This is a genomic window from Telluria sp. LT1R51-2, from assembly GCF_059685775.1.
This window is the reverse complement of sequence record NZ_JCASIM010000001.1, coordinates 2669899-2691241: the sequence shown is the minus strand read 5'-3', so window position 1 is coordinate 2691241 and position 21343 is coordinate 2669899. Positions and strand designations below refer to the sequence as shown.

Sequence of the window (21343 nt, the reverse complement as noted above, 5' to 3'; positions counted from 1 at the left end):
AGGCCCGTCATGCATTTTCCTGTCTTCGCAGCTGCATCCTCGCTTGTCCTTGCCGTCGTACCATTTGCCCAGGCCCAGCCTGCAGGCAAGGTGGTGCAAGTCAAAATTGGTACGGTGTCTCCGCTGTCCGGCCCCAGCGCCCATGCGGGCAAGGACATCGAAAACGGCGCCCGCATGGCGATTGATGACCTCAACGCGAAGGGCATCGTGCTGGGCGGCAGCAAGGTCCAATGGGTCTTGCAGCCCGAGGACGACGCTGCCGATCCGCGGACCGGCACGACGGTCGCGCAAAAGCTGGTCGATGCGAAGGTGGCGGCCGTCGTCGGGCACCTCAATTCGGGTACGACCGTGCCGGCCTCGAAAATCTATGCGAACGCCGGGATTCCGCAGATTTCGCCAGCGGCCACGACGCCCGTCTACACCAATCAGGGATTCAGGACGGCGTTTCGCGTGGTCGCCAACGACAACCTGATCGGCCGCACGCTGGCCACGTATTCGCTCGGCACCCTGAAAGCCAAAAAGATTGCCGTGATCGACGACCGCACCGCCTTCGGCCAGGGGCTGGCCGACGAATTCGTCAAGGGCGTCAAGAAGGCGGGGGCGGGCACGAGCGTGGTCAGCCGCCAGTTCACGACCGACAAGGCAACCGACTTCAGCGCCATCCTGACCCAGATCCGTGCGCGCGATCCGGACGTGATTTTTTATGGCGGCATGGACGCGGTGGCCGGGCCGATGCTCAAACAGATGAAGGCGCTCGGTCTGCGCGCCAAGCTCATTTCGGGCGACGGTGTCTGCTCGGAAAAAATGCCGCTGCTGGCCGGCGACGCGCTGGTCGACGACAAGGTGTACTGCGTCGTGGCGGGGGGCGTTGGTGCTGCGCAGGAAGCGGGCCTGAATACATTCACACAGCGTTATCAGCAGCGCTACAAGCTCCCGATACAGTCCTATGCGCCTTATGCCTACGATGCGGTGATGGTATTCGCAAAAGCGATGCAGACCACAAATTCGAGCGATCCAGCCAGGTTCCTGCCGGCCTTGGCCGCCGTCAGGCACGAGGGCATTACCGGCAGTATCGCCTTCGATCAGAAGGGCGATTTGCGCGACGCGGCGATGACGATCTATACCTTCCGCAAAGGCAAGAAAGTCAGGTTGGCAGTGCTGCGCTGACGCGCAGAATTCAAACGATCGCCATGCCGACAATGGCTGTTGTAATCCTGACGTTATCCAAGTTTGGCTGTACCAGACGCAGGTGCTGACGGCCATTGCCTATTGCGGCCAGCAATTTGCTGCTGATACATCGAGATTTCAATGCAGGGCCAATGAAGGTCATTGTGACATTCTGTGACTTATGGAACTTGTGTGTCTGCTATGCTGGATAAAACATGATGACGCAAGCGCGTATTTCTGAAACAAGAAACAATGCAGATTCAGTAAAGAAAACAGGGCATGAACATTACAAAAAAATTGATTATCCAGAGCGTGCTTGCTGGATTGCTTGTAGGTCTGTTAGTTTTCGTCTATGAGTACATGGTTGGACCGATATCTGCCAATTTCTTGGTGCGAGGTATCGGTATAGGAATACTTTGCGGTTTTGCATCGGTCGCTTTTTTAATACTTGGAAATCGAAAAAGATTTTGAATATCTGCTCTTGGTGGCTAACTGCCGGTTGAGCGACTCATTGGCTGTTGCAGGATGGTTGGCTGCGGTACGATATTCAGATCAAGATGACTTTCGCAAACGATGATTTTTTTTTCTTAATGCGACAGGAGTTGCCGTTGGCACACTTCTTTACACCGGTTTCCTGAGCAGTACAGACGAGTTCGATTGGGGCCGTGCTGCATTCGTGGGGATTTTCTGTGGAATATGCTTTGCTATATGGCCTGGCAAAAACAGGGAAAAGTAAGCCAAGAGACGCAGTGTCATTGAATTTTCCAGCGTAGCATCTGGGTTTTTGCCTGTGTTGCCAGCTGGCCGGCTGCATATCGGCCGACGACATGCTGCAGTTGCACGACGAACTCACCGCACGCGGTATCGATACCCGGCGCACGCTGGATGACGCCATACTGTACGCCTTGCTCGCTGCGCGTCGTTTCGCGAATGCGCAGGCGTCGGCTGCCATGCGTCCCGATCTCGCCGCGAGGGCCGTTCCTCAGGTGGTGGATTCGCTCGGCCCAGCCTTCGCAGGCCGCAGCGCGTTGGCGTACGACGCGAAGCACAATACCCTGATCCGCATTGCCATGCCGAGTCGGCCCGGTACGAAACTCGTGATAGTTGTCGGCGCTGGCTGCCATCATTCTGCCAACGCACTGCGAGCGCTACAGGCTGACCCCGAACTCCAGCGGCGTTTGCAACAGGCGCGTCTCGTGTTGGCCACTGCCCCCAACGCACCCATCGACACATATCTGATCAGCGAGTGGAACGGCGTCAATCCGTCGATGCCAATCCACGCGCCATATAGTGCCACGCAATGGGAGAGCATCGACGTGACAGGCATACCGTCTTTTTATCTGCTCAGGAACAGCAAGGTCGTCGAACGGCGCACCGGCTGGTCAGACACCGGCAAGGCGGATCTCCTCAAATTGATCGATGCCGCCAAATACGCCGATTTCCATGCGGCGACGATCAATCGGCGTTCAGGCAGCGCGCCTGCGATGCATCATGCGTGGCGAGGTTATGCGACGGTGACCGGTGGTAGGATGCTGCTTTCGTTCAGAAGTCCAGAGGAAGCAATGACCATATTCGCCATGTCCGTCTTCGATGCAACCGTGATTTACGACGGCAAGGAACTGTTCAAGGGGCAGGGCGCCGCCACTGGCTGGGCCGAGAAGCTTGCCAAGGAAATCGAGAGCCGCGTCACCGTCGAAAAGATCGGCACCGGTTGGGCGCTGGTGGGACGGGTCGACGGCGTGGATTGCCGCTGGGGCATCATGGGGCAGCGCCTCAAGCGGCTGGACTGACCACGATGCGTAGTTCGAATGGCGGTCTCGTCTATTCCACGGAAACAGGCCGCATGTGCCCGACCTGTCGCCAGCCCGTCGCGCAGTGCACCTGCAAGACGGGCGCCAATGCCGCGCCGGTTGGCGATGGCAATGTGCGCGTGTCGTTGCAGAGCAAAGGGCGGGGTGGCAAGAGCGTCACGCTCGTCAAGGGCGTGGCGCTCGACCCGATGGCCCTGGCCGTGCTCGGCAAGCAATTGCGTACTGCCTGCGGTGCCGGCGGCACCGTCAAGGACGGCGTGATCGAAGTGCAGGGCGATCATTGCGACACCGTGCTGCAGGCATTGGCCAAACTCGGGCACCGGGCAAAGCGGGCCGGCGGCTGACGCCGGCCCGGCTGTATCAATAGTCGCGTGCGGCGCGCGTTGCCAGCGCCACGACGGCTACGCCGGCAGCGACGATCAGCGCGTCTTCGATCAGGCCGCTGCGGGTCTGGCCGATCTTGGCCATTGCCTGCTTGCGGGCGGCCAGCGTGGCATACGCCAGCGGTACGGCGGTCGCCACAGCAACTGCAGCGCCTGCCTTTTCACGACCCTCTGGCGCGAGCGCCGCACCGGCGATGCCCGCGCTGGCAATGCGTGCCAGCAGGCCCAGGAACACGGTGCGGTCCGGCGCCGACTTCATCTTGTCGCCGTACAGTTCACCGGCGCCCATGGCCAGTGCGCCGTACTTGAACAATGGGCGATCCAGCAGGACGAGGTTGCCCGACGTCTGGCGACCGGCCAGGCGTGCAGCGGCAAGGGTGGCCATCGGCGTCATCGAGCGGGCGCTGGCGACGGCGCCAATCAGGGCGGAGGAGAGCAGGCTGGTAGATTTCATGTTTAGTCCTAAGTAAATTGTGTTGTTCGATACATTGTTCAACCGAATACAGGATTGATTCAGTTGCCTTATTTTTAACACAAAATCGAAATCCCGCCTGTTCTGTAAGGACGCTAGATCGTACGGCGTGGGGCCGCCGTGGCTGGGTCGCCGCTGTTCGGCGTGCCGGTGCGTTCGATCAGCATGATGTGCGCTTCGAGGGGCGCGCGGGGCCGATGCCGCACGCCTTGCGGTACGACATACAACTGGCCTGGCGCCAGTGTCACGGTCGTGCCGTCGTCGAGGTCGATCTCCAGACTACCCGCCAGCACCAGGAAAAAATCGTCCGAATCGTCGTGCACATGCCAGTGGTATTCGCCACGCAACTTGGCGACCATGACGTCGTGGCCGTTGAACAGGCTGACCGTGCGCGGTTGCCAGGCTTCGTTGAAGGTGGCCAGCTTGCCGGCAAGGTCGATTGCAGCGCTCATGCGTTCTCCTTAAGTTAAAAAGTGAAAACATCATGGTGCGCCTGCGAGTGGCCAGGGGTCTTGTACAATTGTTGCATGCATACCGCACCCGCCCGGCCAGTGAACGACACCACCTTTTCGGCGCTGGCGGGCGGCATCACGCTGATGCAGGCCAGCTTCACCGATCACGCATTCGAGCGCCACAGTCACGATGGTTTCGCGATCGGCGTGACCACCGCCGGGGTGCAGCGGTTTCGCTGCAAGGGCGCGCAGTACGACAGCCAGGTGGGCGACCTGGTCCTGTTCAATCCGGACGAAGACCATGATGGCAGCGCTGGCACGGCCGACGGGTTCCGCTATGCGATCTGGTATGTGCCGGATGCGTTCGTCGCGAGCTGCATCGCGCCCGAGGGCGAACGCGCCGATGGCCGGTATTTCACCCGGCCATGCGTGACCGATCACCGGATGGCTGCGACGTTTGCGCGGCTGTCCGGCAGCCTGTTGGCAACGTCAGCCGAGTCGCTGCGGGCAGAAACGCTGCTGCGTGCATTCCTTGGCACGATGCTGGCGCGCCATGGCGAGCGTCCCGGGATGCCTCCCGAACGGACCGGCGCATTCGCCGCCGATGCGCGCATGGCGCGAGTCAGGGACTATATCCGCATGTATTTCCAGCGCGATCTCACGGTGGCCGACCTGGCCGCCGTGGCCGGCATGTCGCGCACGCATCTCACGCGCGCGTTCAGCGCGGCGTATCACACGCCGCCGCACGTGTACCTCAATTCGGTGCGCGTGGCCCATGCCTGCACGCTGATCCGGGGCGGGATGCCGCTCGCGGCGGTGGCGATCGAATGCGGCTTTGCCGACCAGAGCCACCTGACGCGGCGCTTCAAGGGCTGTGTCGGCGTGACCCCGTCAGGCTGGCGCGACAGGCTGCGGCGCTAGCGCATCCGCTGCATCAGTTGCATCAGCTGCGGCAGGCCGGATCGTCAACGTCTGCGCAAAGTGTGCGATCAGCGCCGTTACCTTGGGCGCGTGCTGGCGGCTGCGCTGCCACACCAGATACAGCGGCAGGCCGGCCGTGGCCAGCTCCGGCAGGATTTTCACCAGGGTGCCGTCGCGCAGCTGCTGCTCGACGAGCCAGGTGGCCAATTGCGCGATCCCCAGTCCCATCTCTACCGCCGTGACCTGCGCCTCGGCCTGGCCCAACACGATGCGCCCGTTCACATGCTGGCGCGCCAGAGGCAGGTCGCCATCCTTGATCAGCCATGGACTCGTGCTGCCGTCCGCGCGGCCGTACAGGATGGCGTCATGACCCAGTAACGCTTCCAGCGTCGTCGGGGCGCCGTGCCGCGCCACATAGGCGGGCGACGCGCAGAAGACAAGCTCTTCGTCCCCCAGGTGCTGGTAGCACAGCGCCGCCGGCCACGTGTCCGAGCCGCCGATGCGCACCACCACGTCCAGGCCATCCTCGACCGGATCGACGAAGCGGTCGGTGAACGACACGTGCGGCTGCACCTGCGGATACTGCTCGGCAAACGCCAGCAGCGACCGCACGGCATGCATGCGGCCGAAGGTGGCCGGCATGTCCACGCGCAGCCGGCCCGACGGGGCGATATGGTCGTGCGCCAACAGGCGCTCGGCCGCTTCAAGTTCGTCCAGCACGCGCACGCAGACCTTGTAGAACACGTTGCCGGCGTCCGTCATCTCGAGCTTGCGCGTGGTGCGGTCGAACAGCGGCCGCTTCAATCGCCCTTCGAGCCGGGCAATGGACTTGCCAACGGCGGAGTTGGTCAGATTGAGCCGGTCGGCGGCCGCCGTGAAACTGCCGGCGTCGGCCACGGCAACGAAGGTTTCAAGGCCTTTCAGGCGTTCTGCGGGTGTCATTGGCTAATTCCTGGAAATTTATTCCACATGATGCAGGAATTCTTATCCAACATGCGAATTTTTATCTCTTATATGATGACAGTCAGATAATTACTGGAGTTTTCCGCAATGCCCAATTCATCTACTACCACCGTCGATACGATGGCGGACAAGCCTCAGGCGACTGGCGGCATACTCTCCATCACGATTCTGGCCATCGCCGCGTTTGTCATCGTCACCACCGAGTTCCTGATCGTCGGCCTGCTGCCGGCGCTGGCGCGTGACCTGTCCATCACGGTGGCCACAGCCGGCCAGCTCGTGACGCTGTTTGCCGTGGTCGTCATGGTATGCGGCCCGTTCCTGACGGCGTGGCTGGCCAATGTCGACCGCAAGAAGTTGTTCGTCGCCGTGCTGGTGCTGTTTGCAGCAACCAATGCGCTGGCCGCTGTTGCACAAAACATCTGGGTGCTGGCGCTAGCGCGCCTGCTGCCGGCGCTGGCGCTGCCCGTGTTCTGGGGCACCGCCAGCGACACCGCAGCCCAGATCGCCGGCCCTGAAAAAGCCGGTCGCGCTGTCTCGACCGTGTATCTCGGCATTTCGGCCGCGATGCTGTTTGGTATTCCGCTCGGCACGCTGGCAGCAGACGCCATCGGCTGGCGCGGCGCATTCGGCCTGCTGGCCGCGCTGTCGCTGCTGGTGGCCGTGCTGATGTTCTTCAGCATGCCGACGGTGCGTGCATCGCAGCCGGTTGCCATGCGCGAACAGGCAAAAATCCTGAAAAGCCCGTTCTTCATGGCCAACGTGGCGCTGTCGATCCTGGTGTTCACCGCCATGTTCACCGGCTACACCTACCTGGCCGAGATGCTGGAGAAATCGGCTGGCGTCGCACCCGCGCAGGTCGGCTGGTGGCTGATGGGCTTTGGTGCGGTTGGCCTGATCGGTAACTGGCTGGGTGGTCTCTGGGTAGACCAGAAGCCGCTGGCCACCACCGCGATCTTCAGCCTCGTGCTGGCAGCCGGCATGGCCGCATCGATGCTGTTCGCCGGCCTGAGCATCGGGTTCGCCATCGCGCTGGGCGTCTGGGGCATTGCCAATACCGCGCTGTATCCGATTTGCCAGATCCGCGTGATGAAGGCGGCAACCGGCGCCCAGGCGCTGGCCGGCACGATCAATGTGTCGGCAGCCAACGGCGGCATCGCGCTGGGCGCCGTCATCGGTGGCCTTGCAGTGGCTAACTGGGGCGCGGGCAATGTCGGTTATGTGGCTGCGGGCATCGCCGTGCTGGCTGCGCTGGCGACCAGCCTGGTAGCACGCATGACGCCGGCTGCAACTCCAGCAATCAAGGCATAACGATCATGGCACTCGCACCCATTGGGCCGTTGCCGGCCGAACTGGCAAGCCATGCCGGCTATGGCCGGATTTTCAAGCCGGGCAAGCTGACCTTCGGCTTCATCATGCCGCTCGAAGGCTATCCGGATTCGCCGTTTCCGACGCTGGCCAATCACCAGACGATGGCGCGCATGGCCGACGAGGCTGGCTTCTCGACCCTGTGGCTGCGCGACGTGCCGTTCTACGATCCCAATTTCGGCGACACCGGCCAGGTGCTCGATCCGATGGTGTACATGGGCTTTCTGGCGGCGCACACGAGCCGCATCGCGCTGGGCACCGCCGGCATCGTGGCGACGCTGCGCGAGCCATTGATCGTGGCCAAGCAGGCCGTGTCGGTCGACCAGTTGCTGGGCGGGCGCCTGGTGCTGGGCCTGTCGACCGGCGACCGGCCGGTGGAATATCCGGCGTTTGGCCTGGATTTCGACAACCGCGGCGAGCGTTTTCGCGAAGCGTTCGGGCTGATCAGGACCGTCACCGAACAGGACTTTCCGCACGCGCGCACGGCGCACTACGGCAACCTCGACGGGGGCATCGACCTGGTGCCCAAGCCGGCGGCGCCGCGCCTGCCGATGATTGTCGTGGGCCGTGCGCGCCAGGACATGGCGTGGATTGCCCGGCACAGCGACGGCTGGATCTGGCACCTGAGCGACTTCACCCGCCTGCCGCAACTGATCGAGGCATGGCGCGCCAGCCACGAGCCGGGGCAGTGGGTGCGCCCGTACGGCTACGGCACGATGTTCGATCTGGCCGAAGACCCGGATGAGCCGATGCGCTTCGTGCGCAATGGCATTCGTAGCGGCCGCCATGCATTGGTCGAGCTGTTTTACCATCAGCAGGAACAAGGCGTGAGCCACGTGGCGCTGAACCTCAAGCCGCTGCGCCGGCCGGCGCAGGATGCGCTGGCCGAACTGGCAGAGCACGTGCTGCCACTGTTTAACGCCAACTGATTTTTTACCATTGTCTTTTAACGCACGATCAAGAAAAAGGAATGTCATGACCATTGATTTCGACCGTAGCGACAACCTGCAGCGACCACCGATGGGCCAGACCCGCGATCCGATTACACATCCACTGATCGTCACGGCGACCTTTGTCAGCCGTGTCGACAGCACGCCGCGCAGCGAACGGCCGCAAGATGCCGGCTCGGCCAAAAGCAAGCACGGCAATGAGGTGCATCTGCCGAACTGGCGTCCCGGCGCGCTGGCGCTGGAAGGCAATGAAAACCTGGCGTTCGAGCACTGGGACGAATACTGGCGCAAGGTCCACGGCCCGAAATTCGCGTGGGATGAGCCGGGCAGTTCGTCCGAGCGCGTGCTGCGCTACGACCAGGTGCACCGTATCGCGTCGGGCCCGTCCTCGTTCTTCCCGCCACCGTACCGCGCGATGATCGGCGACGACGGCAAGCTGCCGGCCGAGCCAGAAAAGTGCGTGCCGCCGTACGGGCGTCCGCGCTGGGATGGCCTGGCCTACATCACGTATGCCGAGCAGGACGACATCGAGCGCGTGCTGGGCCAGGAGAAATTTGCCGAGCGGATCATCGCCGACGAGCAGGTGGCGTTTCGCATGGTCACGCGTGAAATCACGCGCGAATACATCCTGATCCCGAGCGCGCGCCACCGCGATCCGGTCAGCCTGGTCAAGATCCACATGCGCAACCCGGACCTGTCACGCGAAGAGTTCCAGCGCCGTCTGCTGGACGAGCACGCGCCGCTGGTCATGGGCCAGCCGGCGACGACCGAGTTCGTGAAGCGCTACGCGGTGCTGCTCAATATCGGCTCGACTCAGAAAGACCCTGAAGGCAGCAAGATCGATGCGGTCTCGATCCTGTCGTTCGCGTCGCTGAACGATGTCGAGGATTACCTGGTCAGCAGCGACCATGAGGCGATCGCGCAATCCGAAGCGGCGCTGACCGGCGAAGGCTCGGAGTGGTGGACGGCGATCAACTACAGCGTCATGAATCGCCTGATGCCGGAAGTGGCCACCGAGCGCTGACCGGCTACGGTAGAATCACGCCAACGCCGGTCGCGCCGACCGGCGGTAACGTGATACGGGGATTTGCCATGGCCAAGAAGGAAGAAGAACTCGACGAAGAAACGCTGGCGTTCGTCAACTGGTGTATCGAGGTCGAGGGGTTTTTAGTCGCGGGCGGTGCTACCGTACGGCAGGCGCAAGACCATATCGAGGAAGAAATCGAATGGTTCACCGACCAGTTCTACGATTCGCTCACGCCTGAAGAGGCGGCCAAGGAAGCATTGGCGTAACAACAGTACTGTCAATGAAAACAGGCCTGCACCGCGTCACCGCAGTGCAGGCCTGTTTGCTTATCGCTGTCGGTAATTATGCGCGGGCGCCCGTGCGGCGGCGACGCAGCGCGGCGGCGCCTGCCAGGCCGGCGCCGAACAGCAGGACGCTGGCCGGTTCCGGCACGTCAACCGGTCCACCCGGGTCAGCGAGCACGACGCCCTGACCCGACAGCGCAGTCAAGCCGGCGATGTCATCGCCAACTGAATCGAGGAAGATCGCGTCAGCGAACGACAGCGCGGACGTGCCCGCACCGATCGCTTCGAAGGTGATGCTGGCCAAGAGGCCGCTGCCCGAGGCGCCCGGGATCGGGCCGAGCAGGCTGCCGTACACGAAGTCGATGAACCCTGTGTCCATGCCAAGAACACCGCTGACCGTGCTGCCTGCCGTGCCCAGGAAGGCGCCTTCGGTCACGTTCAGTGCGCGCAGGTAGCGCGCATCGTAGTTGATCGAGAACTGGTACGAATACAGGTCGGCGATGTCGTCGATCGCGATGTTATACGTCACGGTCGAGCCGACTTGCGCGGCTGGACCGGTGGAGAACGACAGGATGGGGGCGGCCCAGGCCTGGGTGCTGGCGCCCAGCAGGACGGCGGCGATGAAGTGCTTCCATTTGCTCATGGTGTGATCCTAAAGTTGAGTATGCAATCAATGGTTCTGGCGGGCCGGATACGTTGATCCGGCCCGCCGCCTGGATCAGTTGCAGACCGTGCCGGCTGGCACGCGCTGCGTGACGACGTTCAGGTCGCGGATATTGACGATGCCGTCGCTGTTGACGTCGGCGCGCGGATCGAATCCGGCCTGGCCAGTGCGCTTGTTCAGCGAAGCACGCACCACCGCCACGTCGGCGCAATCGACCACGCCGTCACCGGTCACGTCACCCACGACCGGCGCGTTGGCCAGCGTGAAGTTGGCGTCCGAGACGTCGAAGAACACATTGCCCACCGCCTCGATCTTGATGCGGCCCTGCGTGGTTGCCACTGCCGGGAACGTGACGCTGGCGCTGCCCGTGTTCGGCACACTCGCCGCCAGCAGGTATGGCCAGGTCGCGCCGCCGTCGGTCGACAGCGTGATCTTCACGTTGGCGGTGCTCACTGGCGCCGCGTCCGTGTTGGCCACGCTCCAGGTCACGGTCTGCGGGCCGGCGTTGATGGTGGCCGCCGTGTTGGGCGAGGTGACCAGGAACGGGCCGGCTGCAGGCGCCAGCACCAGCGTCGTGGTGGCGCTGTTGATGCCGCCACGGCCGTCACGCGCCGTCAGCTTGAAGTTCAGCGACGCTGGCGCGGCGTTGGTCCCGAAGCCCACGTAGGCGGCCGTTGGCAGGAACTCCGAGAAACAGTCGATTTCGGTTGCCGTTGGCGCGGTACTGGCAGTCGGGCAGGCGCCGGTGACGGCATTGGTGTTGTTCGCCAGGATCTGCGCCATGTCCGGGAACACGCGGGTCGGATCGGTGGTCGCCTGGTTCTGACCTGGCGACGAGTACTCGAGCGTGCCGGCGCTGGTCACGATGGCGCGCGTGCCGAACTGGCGGAACAACGGGCCGTTGAGCTTGACGTTACTGATCAGCGAGGTACCAGTGCTGCCGCCCCGGTCGTTCTGCTCCCACATGTACGTCACGGTGTCGTCATCGCCATCGACGGCGCTGCCGGTCAGGGCAAATGGCGTGCGCACTGGAATCGTGAAGCTTGGTGGCACGGTGACGCTCGGGGCCGAATTGGTCGTGCCCGTCACGCTGCCACCGCGGGTGGTCGGGCCGCCGCTGGTGACTTCACCGATGAAGCCGGCACCACCGCCGGTGACATTGCTTACCACCAGTGAAGGCACATTGGTGCCGGCGAGCGTGCCGCCGAACGTGACGGTGAAGGCGGTGTCGGAGAGCGTGCTGACCGTTACCAAGCCGCCGCTTGGCCAGCCGGCGATGCCTTCGATGGCCGCCTTGACGCCAGCCGTGGTGTAGTTGGCGCCGCGCACGATCGGGGCCGACAGATTGCCGTTATAGCTCAGCTGGAACTGCTGGCCATTGGTGGCAAAACCCGTCAGGGCGCCGACCTGTACTTCGCTGAGGTTGGTCTCGGCGCCCGAGGTATAGGCCACGATCTCGTCGAAGCTGCGCTGCGACCAGTACGGATCGCTGTGCGGCTGCAGGTTGTCGGTGCCGCAGATGCCGGCATACGCCATGATCGACGAGCCGCTGCCCGGTTCAACCGACGTGGTGGCGCTGCGGTTGCCGCCGCTGCAACTGCCGATCGTGCCATTAAAGGTATGGTTGCCCGAGAACTGGTGACCGAGTTCATGCGCGACGTAATCGACGGCGAAGAAGTCGCCGACGGGGGTCGGGATGCCGGTGCAACCCTGGGCCTTGGCGTTGCCACCCACGACCCCCAGGCTGGCGATGCCGCCGCCATTCAGGCCGAGGGCGATGTGGCCCACGTCGAAGCTGCTGGCGCCCACCAGCAAACCGGTGACGATGCGGTTGCGGGACAGGGTGCCGCTGCCGCAGGTGGAGGCCTGCGTGGCGGTATAGCAGGCCGCGCCGCCGCAGGGGCCATTGGCGCCGGTCATTTGCTCGGCGGTATTCAGGTTGAGCGCGTCGGTGCCGTCGATCAGCACCAGGCTGATCGAGGTTTCGTCTTCATAGACCTGGGTCACGCGGTTGATCAGCGTGACCTTGGCGGCGGTGACGTTGGCAGGGCCGAAGTAGGTCGCGTAGCTGGGGTCGGTCACCAGGGCCAGGCGGTAGGTGCGCAGCGCGCTGCCGACGACGGCATTGGCAGCCATGCTGGCATCGACCACGCGGTAGGGCGCGCTGGTGCTGTTGCGGCCGTCGGTGGCAGTGATGTCGAATGCGCCCTGACGTGCTGCGGCGGCCGGCAGCGTCACGCTGATCGCGCCGTTCTTGTCGGCCGTGGCCGTGGCGTTGTGCAGCGCCACCCCATCGCCATCGGCTGCGATGTTCAGGCTGACGCTGGCGCCCGGGGCAAAGCCTGCGCCGTTCACCACGACGCTGTCGCCTTCCTGGTAGAACGAACGCGACAGGCTCAGTTGCGGCTCGATTGCGCCTTCGACCAGAGGCGTGCGTGGGTTGATCAGGTCGGCACGTGTGTAGCTGGCGTAGACGCTGGTGTCATTGCGGTAGTACGGATCGACGTACCAGCCGCCGTCCGGCGAACGCACCGATGCGTGCAAGCCGAGCTGCGTGATGTCCATGCGCAGCGTGGCGCGCGGATCGTCGACGCCCTTGCCGCGATAGGTCTTGATGTCGGGGTGCTTGGCTGCCAGGCCCGGCTCCATCACCGGCGATTCTTCGAGCGTGAAGCGCTGGTAACCGCCGTCAGGATGCGGCAGCGAGATCGTCAGGCTGCTCGCCGACAGGTCGCCGCTGCGCGCCATCGGTGCTTCGCGGGTGACGCCACGGATGCCTGCCAGGTCGAGACTGGCAGCGCGCACCCGACGCAGTTGCAGGGCCGGGGTTTTGGCGCTGCTGGTGCGCGCGGTTGTCGATGCAGCCGGTACCGTCACGTCTTGCCAGAATGCGGCCGCGCGCTGGTTCTGCACCTGGATCGGGCCGACCTGCGCCGCCAGCACGGATGGGGTGCCGACAACCAGGGCCAGCGCGACGCACAGCGCGAGCGAACCTTTTTTCAGGGGGGCGGTGTGCAGCTGGCTTTGCTTGCCGTGGTACGGCGAGCTCGAAGGCTTCGTTCTCATGCGTAGTCCTTTCGCGACTGGTGGGCGTGGGTCGTTGTGGTAAGCAGTGATGCGTCTTCCGGGAGCTTCCTCGTGGTGCCAGCGATGCGTTGCACATCGAAATTCACGATGCAAATAATGCAATGCGAGCGCATTGATATTATTGCTGCATTGATATCCGACGCAAGTAAATACTTTCTTGTTGTAATCTTGTTGAAATAATTGGTTTGATAAATCTTGGCGCTGGCTTATGGCGTTTTATCATGCTAAATATGCACGGCTATTCTCTTTGCATACTTGTCGATAAATAAAGATCGAGACGAAAAAAATGGCGCAGTCAGAGTTATCTGTTGATGACGCTGATAGCAATACTAAGCAATTGTTCTGGCGAAATGATCCGCTCGCCATCTAGCGCCCAGCGCCAGCCCAGGTAATTAGGCAGGTAGCGCGACGCCACGCCACGAAAGCCCTGTAGCCATGCCTTGAAGCGCTGGTGGTAGGCATTCACGTTCTGCACATGGATGGCAAGGTTGCCCAGCCGCCTTGCACGCACCCCGGCACGCAAATTGACCGCCTCGTGCGCGATCCTGTGTTTGCGTGCAAAGGCGCGGTACGCCGGATGGCCGTCACTGACCAGCAACGCCTGCGGATCGAGCTTGGGTAGCAAATCACGCTTGAGTTGCGCAGCTGTGAGCGCACCGCGGCCAGTGACGGCATCGACCGTGCGCCCTTCGCGATCGCGTGCGACCAAGATGCAGTCCAATTCGCTGGAAATGCCTCGTTTGGCAGCATGGCCGCCGCGGTGGCGTGGTGGCCGATCTAGCGTGCGTGAACCTTTTTGTGATTCAAGCAGAAATGTTTCGTCAGCTTCGACGATGCCATTGAGAGCTGCCGGCCGGTCGAACTTGACCCAATGCAGGAAACGGTGCCGCCAGCGAAAGGCCGTGTTGCGGTGTACCCCAACCCGATCTGCTGCCTTGCGTACAGGGAGTGAATCGAGTAGCACTTGGGAATACGCGAGCCATTTGGCCTTCAGTCTGAGCCGCGCCAGTGGCGTGCCGGTCAGGTCGTTAAAGGTGCGGCCGCAGGCACAGCAGCGGTAGCGCTGCAAATCGTTGGCGAACCCGTGCCGGTAGCAGCGTTCATTACTGCATCTGGGGCAGCAGCGGCCTTGCGCTCTGATCTCGGTAATAAGCGCTACCACCTGACCGAGCCCAGCTGCCGGATGCAGGGCATCGAGTACTTGCCGGCGCTGTGGCTGGTTCAGTGAAGGCAGTTTTGCGAACCAGACCTTGAAACGTGGCGCTTTCATGATTGACTCCTGACGCTCGGGACAGGGGTTGGACCATTGGAGTGCTCGTCAGTTCAAAGCTGGTCTCTATTTAACGTTGACTGCGCCAAAAAAATGCCCCGTGAGTGACACGGGGCATGCATGGGTACTGCGCTGATCGGGTTACTTGTCCTGCACCGTAAATTCGCCATACGGCGCCAGCTGCGCATCGAGCTTGGATGGGTCGCCGACGATCACGATCGACTGCTTCTCGGGCGCGAAATATTTCTGCGCCACCGTGCGCACCTGCTGCGGCGTGACCTTGCGCATCAGCGGCACATAGTCGCCCAGGAACTCGGGCGGCAAGCCGACCAGCCAGTTCGCGGCCAGCGTGTTGGCCACCGAACGCTGCAACTGGTTGTTCAGCAGGTAGCCGCCCGCGACGTAGCGCTTGTTCATCTCCATCTCGGCTGCCGGAACCAGTTCGCTGCCCAGGCGCTTGTATTCCTTGAAGTATTCGGCCAGCGCCGCGCCCGTCACCTCATTGCGCACGTCGGCCCCGCCGACCATCATGCCGCCCGCGCGGCTCATGCGTGCCCCGGCCGATGCGCCGTAGGTATAGCCTTTTTCTTCGCGCAGGTTGGTGTTGATCCGGCTCGAGAAACCGCCGCCGATGATGGTGCTGGTCAGGCGCAGCGGGATCTGGTCGGCGGCGCTGGCCGCGATGCCGGGGCTGCCCACGCGCAGCGTCGACTGCACGCTGCCGTCGCGCTTGAGCACGATGCGCGCCGGCGTCACGGTCGTGGCGACGGCAGGCGTGTCCGGCAGTGCGGCGCCGCTGGCCTTCCAGTCGCCAAACGCGGCCTGCGCCAGCTTCAGCGCCTCCGCTTCGGTGATGCGGCCGGTGATGACCAGCAGCGCGCGATCCGGACGGAAGCGCTTTGCGTGTTCGGTGTGCAGCATTGCGGCGCTCACGGCATTGATCGACTCGGCGGTCGGATCCGTGCGGCTGTACGGATGGTCGAGGTAGACCGCTTTCTTGATCGCGCGCTCGGCGCGGAAACCCGGCTGGGTCTCGGCCACGCGCAGCGCCTGCAGCGCATTGGCCTTGGCCAGCGCCACTTCGTTCTCGGGGAACGACGGCTGACGCGCGATCTCGGCCATCAGCGCCAGCATGCCGCCCGCCTGCGAGGCGACGGCGTTGGCCGACAGGATGATGCCGTCCGCGGCCGGGCTGGCGGCCACTTCGCCGCCCATGCCTTGCGCGGCTTCGGCAATGGCGCGCGAATCGCGCCTGGTCGTGCCTTCGTTGAGCATCCCGGCGAGCATCGCGGCGAAGCCGCCCTGGGCCGGCGCGTCGGCGGCAAAGCCAGCGCCGCGCAGTGCCAGCACGAAGTCCACGCGGGGCAAGCCCTGGCGCGGCACGACCCACACGGTCAAGCCGTTGGCCAGCGTCTGCTTGCCGATCTTCGGTGCGGGAATCGATTTTTCCTGGCCATACGCAGGCATGCCGTTCGGCGCTTTGGTTTGTGCATGCAGCGTCGGCGCGAACGCCAGCGAGACGGCAAGTGCGAGCATCAATTTGTTCATGATGCGCTCCTTATTTGTTCACGCCGGCAGGCGCAGTGGTGGTGGGGGCAGACGTGGCGGCGGTCTTGGCGGCCTCGATCATGGCGGCCGGCTTGCGGTCGATGACGGTGCGGTTCGTTGGCACGAGATACGTCTTGACGACACGCTGGATGTCGCTCGAGGTCACGCCATCGATCCAGCCCGGAATCTTGTTGACGACATTGGCGTCGCCCCACAGCACCTGCAGCTTGGCCATCGTGTCGGCGCGGTTGACGAAGCTTTCCAGCTTGTTGTTCCAGTCGGCCAGCATGCGCGTCTTGACGCGCTTGAGGGTGGCATCGTCGACGCCGTCCCTGGCCACCTTGGCGATTTCTTCATCCATCGCCTTGAGGATGGCGTCCGCGCTGCTGTCGGGCTTGTACAGCGCGTGGACGGTCATCAGGGTAGGGCCGTTGTATTCCCAAGGGCTGGTCAGGCCAAACAGGATGTCGACGTTCAGCGCGATTTCGCGGCCCTTGACCAGACCCTGGTAGAACAGCGACGCATCGCCGCCGCCCAGCAGTTCGGCCAGCACGGCGACCGGCGCCTGGTCGCGGCTGCCGCGCTCCGGCACCTTCCAGGCCGCGGCAATTGCCGGCACCTGCGCCAGCGCATCGCTTTGCTGCAGGCGTTTTTCGGCCGTGTTCAGGGGCTCGCTGAAATCCGTGCCCTTCGGTACCGGCCGCGCGGGAATGGCGCCGAAGTATTTCTGGGCCAGCGCAAAGCCCTGCTGCGGCGTGATGTCGCCGGCGATGGCCAGCACCGCATTGTTCGGGCCGTAGTAGTCGCGGTGGAATGCGCGCACGTCGTCCAGGCTGGCGTTTTCCAGGTCTTCGAAGCTGCCGTAGCCGTCGTGGTTGTTTTCCCATTTCTGGAACGCATGCTGGCTGATGTCGATCCACATGAAGCCGCCATACGGCTGGTTCTTCACGTTGACGCGGATTTCTTCCTTGACGACATCCTGCTGGTTCTTCAGCGTGGTGGCACTGAAGTCGAGCGTCTTCATGCGATCCGCTTCCAGCCACAGGATCGGTTCGAGCGCCGAGCTTGGTACGGTTTCGATGTAGTTGGTGAAGTCGGGCCGGGTCGAACCATTGTTCCAGCCGCCGCCGCCCGTGATTGTCGTATCGAAGACGCCCTTCGGCGCGTTCGGCGTGCCCTGGAACATCAGGTGTTCGAACAGGTGCGCGAAGCCCGTGCGGTTCTTCGGCTCAAGGCGCATGCCAACGTGGTAGACGACCGAGACGCCGACGGTGGGCGAGGTGCGGTCTTCCGACACGATCACGGTCAGGCCGTTGTCGAGTTTTTTCATGGTGACCGGCAAGGTCCACCCGTCGGCCGGTGCGGCAAATGCCGACATCGACAGGGTGAACCCGGCCAGCAGGGCGGGGTAGTGGCGCAGGCGCATGGGGACCTCGAAATGGATCGCAATGAAATGGGTGTCACCGGGGCGGGGTGCGCCACCGGCGAAACATCTTAGCGCAATGGCATGCTTAAAAAGAATGTTTTTGTTGTGCCAGCGCAGGGCAACGCGGGGTGATGCGTGCTGCATCGGCCCCCGGTCGTTCTGCCCCAAACCGCCACCGCTGCGCAGTTCGGACGCCGTTTTGTGCAGTTCATCGCACGCATGACGGGAGGGCCGGCGTTTCCGGCTATAGTTTCATCATGACAAGTCCCGGCACCCGCCCGGGCCGCAACAGACTGGAGAACCTCGATGAATCACCTTTTCAAGCTGGGCGCCGTGGCCGCCTTGTTGGGCGCGACGGCGGGCCTCGTGCGCGCCGCGCCGGACACGGCCAGTGAAACGCGGCCAGTCGATGCGCAAGTCGTGCGCGTGACGCTCGAAGGGGTGGGGGACCTGGTGATCCGCCAGGGCGCGACGGCCACGCTGGTGCTCACGGGCGACGCGCGCCTGCTGGCGCGCACCACCACCACGCAGCGCGGCGACACGCTCAATATCGAAACCGAAGGCCGCCGCGCCGGCTTCAACTTCGGCCGCTCGTCCGGCATCCAGGCCGAGCTCGTGCTGCCGAACCTGCGCGCGGTTTCGTCCGAAAGTATCGGCGCCACCACGGTCAGCGGCTTTGCCGGCCAGTCACTGGACATCAATCTCGATGGCGCCGGGTCAATGTCGGTATCATCATCGAATTACCGCTTCATCACCGCGAACCTGGGCGGCGTGGGCAACCTCAAGATCCACGGGATCGACAGCGAGGGCATCGACCTGAACCTGGGCGGCGCCGGCTTCGTGACCCTGACCGGCCGCAGCAAGCGTTTGAAGGCGGAGCTGGGCGGCCTGGGCGGACTCGATGCGCAGGGTTGCAGCGTCGACTCGGTGGCGCTCGATCTGTCGGGGCTGGGCAATGCCACCGTCAATGTGCGCCAGAGCATCAATGTGTCGCTGTCGGGGATGGGGTCGGTGACGGTACTGGGCAAGCCGGTCAACCGCAAGGTGGCGCTCGACGGGCTGGGCAAGGTCAACTGGAAATGACAGTCGCGCGACCACCACGCCGGCCGGGGGCATCCCGGCGCCATCGGCAACGACCTGGATTCTGTGTGCGAACCATGACGACACCATTCTTTGCAATCCTCCTGGCGCTGTGCCTGCAGTTCGGCCTGCAGGGCAGCGCCCAGGCCGGTTTCCCCGAAGGCGCCAGTGCCTACAACGCGCGCAACTACGCGCTTGCCCTGAAGGAAGTCACGCCGCTGGCCAAGGCCGGCAATGCCGAAGCGCAGCATCTGCTGGGGCTCATGTATTACATGGGGCGGGGCGTGCCGCGCGACTACAAGCAGGCATTTGCCTGGCACCAGAAGGCCGCGCTGCAGGGCAAGGCCGATGCGCAGTACGTGGTCGGCGCGATGTTTTACACGGGCAATTCGGTGCCGCAAGACCAAAAACACGCGGTAACCTGGTTCCGCAAGGCCGCCGAGCAGGGCCACGCCGAGGCGCAGAACGCCCTCGGGCTGATGTACCGCTACCACGTGGCCGGCGTGCCGCAGGATGTCGTGCTGGCCTACATGCTCTATAACCTGGCCGCGGCCGGCGGCAACCGCAACGCCGTCGACCAGCGCGCCGCCATCGCCAAGCGCATGACGCAGGAGCAGATCGAAGAAGCGCAGGCGCTGTCGCGTACCTGGAAGCCGGGCACGCCGCTGCCGGCGACGTCAAAAACGGGCGGCGACGCCTAGCAGGCCAGCCCGGTCCCGGTAACGCCAGCCAATCGTCCTGTTATGCGGGTTGGCGAACCGAGCCGGGATGCAGCGCAGGCCATGATGGTGTGAACACACTGTCAAGGAGTCCCGGATGGCCAAGGTTACACTGACGATGACGACCATAGTGCCGGTTTCGACCGGCGAGGCCTGGGCCTGGTCGACATCGCTCGAAGGTGTGCGCACCGAAATGCGCCCGCTGCTCAAGGTGGTCTTTCCCAAGGCAATGACGCATATCGGCCCGGATACTGCACTCAACACCGTGCTCGGGCGCTGCCAGTTCCTGCTGTTTGGTCTGTTTCCGATCGATATGTCCAAACTGCGCTTTACCGAGATGGAACCGGGCCACCGCTTCGTCGAGGAATCCGACCTGCTGTCGATGCGCTCGTGGCGCCACGAGCGCGTGATCACGGCGTCGCCCGATGGCCGGGGCGTGCAGGTCACCGACTATCTGGCATTCACGCCGCGCCTGGCCACGCCCGTCGTGCGCTATCTGGTCAAGCTGTTCTTCGCGCACCGCCACAAGAAGCTGACACAGGCACTGGGTGCCCGTGCGGCGACCGTTGCGCACCGCGGCGAAGCTGGCCGGGCGCGCTGAGATAGTCTGAAATGCGTGCTCGCATGGTAGGCTTCGGCTTTGACTCACTCGCGCGCCCGAAACCATCGCGGCGTAGCGGCAATTTGGAGCTTGTATGTTGATTGCCACTCACGGCGGCAAATTCCACGCAGACGATGCGTGGGCAGTCGCCGTCCTGAAGGTGCTGTTCCCCGACGCCGACGTCATCCGCACGCGCGAGCAGGCCCGGATCGATGCCGCCGACTTCGCGATCGATGTCGGCGGGGTCTGGGACCCAGCCACGGGCCGGTTCGACCACCACCAGAAGGAATTCAATGCCACCCGGCCGTCCGGCGTGCCGTATGCCAGCGCCGGTCTCGTCTGGCGCGACCATGGTGCGCAGTGCGTCGCGGCGCTGGCGCTGCGCCACACGGGCGAGACGTTATCCGAGGATACGGCCCAGCAGATCGCGTATGCCATCGACGTCGATATCGTCCAGTACCTGGATCTGTCGGACGTCGGCGTGGCCAAGAACGCGCCGGGCAGTTATGGCTTGTCGGCCGTGGTGTCGGGCTTCAATCCAGGTTGGCTCGACGAACAGCGCCTTGGCTACGGCGAAGCGGTCGACGAGTACCGGATGGGCCAGTTCATGCGCGCCGTGGAATTTCTTACTGACATCATGGGCAATGCAGTGCGCTACCGCGTGGGCGCCATGCTGGCCGTCACGCAGGTGCGCCAGGCCGAGGTGCTCGAGGGCGGCAAGCTGCTGTTCCTGAAGAACGCCGCGCTGCCGTGGAGCAGCATCGTGCGCAAGGAAATGCCGAAGATCCTGTTCGTCATCAGCCACAGCCTGACCGAAAACCGCTACATCCTGCACACGGTGTCGGTCGATACGGAAAGCTTCGATGCGCGCGCCGATCTGCCTGAAACCTGGGCTGGCCTGCGCGAAGCGGATCTGGCGGCCGTGACGGGCGTGCCGGACGCCGTGTTCTGCCATACGGGCCGCTTCATTGCTGCCGCGCGCAGCTACGACGGCATTCGCACGATGGCGCGCCAGGCGCTCGATGCGGTCGAGCAGGGCGTGACGGTCACGACCTATTCATAGGCATCATTCACGGCGCGCACGATCGCCGGGGTCGTCGGCAAGCCGCCGCCGAGTCCCGTACAATTGCGGTTTTGCTAATGCGGGAGCTTT

Annotated in this window: 21 protein-coding genes; 13 read left to right on the top strand and 8 right to left on the bottom strand. The window is 63.7% G+C overall.

The window, feature by feature from the left end; all coding sequences use genetic code 11:
* Nucleotides 1-9 precede the first annotated feature (9 nt).
* The 4 genes from AC56LH_RS11780 to AC56LH_RS11765 all read left to right on the top strand — a co-directional run bounded on the left by AC56LH_RS11780 (nucleotide 10) and on the right by AC56LH_RS11765 (nucleotide 3322).
* Nucleotides 10-1167 carry a branched-chain amino acid ABC transporter substrate-binding protein gene (locus tag AC56LH_RS11780; protein WP_499646202.1) on the top strand — a complete coding sequence of 386 codons (1158 nt, stop codon included), beginning with the start codon at nucleotides 10-12 and terminating at the stop codon, nucleotides 1165-1167.
* Nucleotides 1168-1382: 215 nt separating this feature from the next.
* A complete protein-coding gene (locus tag AC56LH_RS11775) occupies nucleotides 1383-1523 on the top strand; it encodes a hypothetical protein (RefSeq protein WP_499646200.1) in 141 nt (46 codons plus the stop codon).
* Between the two features lie 471 nt (nucleotides 1524-1994).
* Nucleotides 1995-2957: a hypothetical protein gene (locus AC56LH_RS11770; protein ID WP_499646198.1), complete on the top strand. Its 963-nt coding sequence runs from the start codon at nucleotides 1995-1997 to the stop codon at nucleotides 2955-2957.
* A 5-nt stretch (nucleotides 2958-2962) separates the two neighbouring features.
* A complete protein-coding gene (locus AC56LH_RS11765; protein ID WP_499646196.1) occupies nucleotides 2963-3322 on the top strand; it encodes a translation initiation factor Sui1 in 360 nt (119 codons plus the stop codon).
* A gap of 16 nt (nucleotides 3323-3338) precedes the next feature.
* Here the strand turns inward: AC56LH_RS11765 and AC56LH_RS11760 are convergent, their stop codons facing one another.
* A complete protein-coding gene (locus tag AC56LH_RS11760; protein ID WP_499646194.1) occupies nucleotides 3339-3815 on the bottom strand; it encodes a hypothetical protein in 477 nt (158 codons plus the stop codon).
* Between the two features lie 113 nt (nucleotides 3816-3928).
* Entirely contained in the window at nucleotides 3929-4285 is a 357-nt protein-coding gene (locus AC56LH_RS11755; RefSeq protein WP_499646192.1) for a cupin domain-containing protein, read from the bottom strand.
* Nucleotides 4286-4360: 75 nt separating this feature from the next.
* On the opposite strand from AC56LH_RS11755, the gene AC56LH_RS11750 reads away from it, so the two are divergent.
* Entirely contained in the window at nucleotides 4361-5206 is an 846-nt protein-coding gene (locus tag AC56LH_RS11750) for a helix-turn-helix domain-containing protein (RefSeq protein WP_499646190.1), read from the top strand.
* Here the strand turns inward: AC56LH_RS11750 and AC56LH_RS11745 are convergent.
* Nucleotides 5177-6148: a LysR family transcriptional regulator gene (locus AC56LH_RS11745; protein WP_499646188.1), complete on the bottom strand. Its 972-nt coding sequence runs from the start codon at nucleotides 6146-6148 to the stop codon at nucleotides 5177-5179. The genes AC56LH_RS11750 and AC56LH_RS11745 overlap by 30 nt on opposite strands.
* A 141-nt stretch (nucleotides 6149-6289) precedes the next feature.
* Here AC56LH_RS11745 and AC56LH_RS11740 point away from each other — a divergent pair, with 141 nt between their 5' ends.
* From AC56LH_RS11740 to AC56LH_RS11725, 4 genes are all read left to right on the top strand, one after another.
* Complete coding sequence (locus AC56LH_RS11740) at nucleotides 6290-7477, top strand: MFS transporter (RefSeq protein ID WP_499648455.1); 1188 nt, start codon at nucleotides 6290-6292, stop codon at nucleotides 7475-7477.
* A 5-nt stretch (nucleotides 7478-7482) separates the two neighbouring features.
* Nucleotides 7483-8463 (top strand): LLM class oxidoreductase, encoded by a 981-nt coding sequence (locus tag AC56LH_RS11735; protein ID WP_499646186.1) that lies wholly within the window; start codon nucleotides 7483-7485, stop codon nucleotides 8461-8463.
* Nucleotides 8464-8509: 46 nt separating this feature from the next.
* The gene (locus AC56LH_RS11730) at nucleotides 8510-9508 is read left to right on the top strand and encodes an EthD domain-containing protein (protein ID WP_499646184.1); all 999 of its coding nucleotides are present in this window, start codon (nucleotides 8510-8512) and stop codon (nucleotides 9506-9508) included.
* A gap of 68 nt (nucleotides 9509-9576) precedes the next feature.
* Nucleotides 9577-9777, top strand: a complete 201-nt coding sequence (locus AC56LH_RS11725) for a globin family protein (protein ID WP_183557631.1) — start codon at nucleotides 9577-9579, stop codon at nucleotides 9775-9777.
* Nucleotides 9778-9853: 76 nt separating this feature from the next.
* On the opposite strand, the gene AC56LH_RS11720 is transcribed toward AC56LH_RS11725, so the two are convergent.
* From AC56LH_RS11720 to AC56LH_RS11700, 5 genes are all read right to left on the bottom strand, one after another.
* Nucleotides 9854-10438 (bottom strand): cohesin domain-containing protein, encoded by a 585-nt coding sequence (locus AC56LH_RS11720; RefSeq protein WP_499646182.1) that lies wholly within the window; start codon nucleotides 10436-10438, stop codon nucleotides 9854-9856.
* Between the two features lie 75 nt (nucleotides 10439-10513).
* Nucleotides 10514-13525, bottom strand: a complete 3012-nt coding sequence (locus AC56LH_RS11715) for a reprolysin-like metallopeptidase (RefSeq protein ID WP_499646180.1) — start codon at nucleotides 13523-13525, stop codon at nucleotides 10514-10516.
* Between the two features lie 322 nt (nucleotides 13526-13847).
* The gene (locus AC56LH_RS11710) at nucleotides 13848-14816 is read right to left on the bottom strand and encodes an IS1595 family transposase (protein ID WP_499646178.1); all 969 of its coding nucleotides are present in this window, start codon (nucleotides 14814-14816) and stop codon (nucleotides 13848-13850) included.
* 141 nt (nucleotides 14817-14957) lie between these two features.
* Nucleotides 14958-16364 (bottom strand): M16 family metallopeptidase, encoded by a 1407-nt coding sequence (locus tag AC56LH_RS11705; protein ID WP_499646176.1) that lies wholly within the window; start codon nucleotides 16362-16364, stop codon nucleotides 14958-14960.
* Nucleotides 16365-16374: 10 nt separating this feature from the next.
* The gene (locus AC56LH_RS11700) at nucleotides 16375-17790 is read right to left on the bottom strand and encodes a M16 family metallopeptidase (RefSeq protein ID WP_499646174.1); all 1416 of its coding nucleotides are present in this window, start codon (nucleotides 17788-17790) and stop codon (nucleotides 16375-16377) included.
* A 306-nt stretch (nucleotides 17791-18096) separates the two neighbouring features.
* On the opposite strand from AC56LH_RS11700, the gene AC56LH_RS11695 reads away from it, so the two are divergent.
* The 4 genes from AC56LH_RS11695 (at nucleotide 18097) to AC56LH_RS11680 (ending at nucleotide 21253) form a co-directional block, all read left to right on the top strand.
* Nucleotides 18097-18873 (top strand): GIN domain-containing protein, encoded by a 777-nt coding sequence (locus tag AC56LH_RS11695; RefSeq protein WP_499646172.1) that lies wholly within the window; start codon nucleotides 18097-18099, stop codon nucleotides 18871-18873.
* A gap of 74 nt (nucleotides 18874-18947) precedes the next feature.
* Nucleotides 18948-19571, top strand: coding sequence for a tetratricopeptide repeat protein (locus AC56LH_RS11690; protein WP_499646170.1), 624 nt, complete (start codon nucleotides 18948-18950; stop codon nucleotides 19569-19571).
* 115 nt (nucleotides 19572-19686) lie between these two features.
* Nucleotides 19687-20190: an Rv1443c family protein gene (locus AC56LH_RS11685; RefSeq protein ID WP_499646168.1), complete on the top strand. Its 504-nt coding sequence runs from the start codon at nucleotides 19687-19689 to the stop codon at nucleotides 20188-20190.
* 94 nt (nucleotides 20191-20284) lie between these two features.
* Complete coding sequence (locus AC56LH_RS11680) at nucleotides 20285-21253, top strand: MYG1 family protein (RefSeq protein ID WP_499646166.1); 969 nt, start codon at nucleotides 20285-20287, stop codon at nucleotides 21251-21253.
* The last annotated feature ends 90 nt before the right edge of the window (nucleotides 21254-21343 follow it).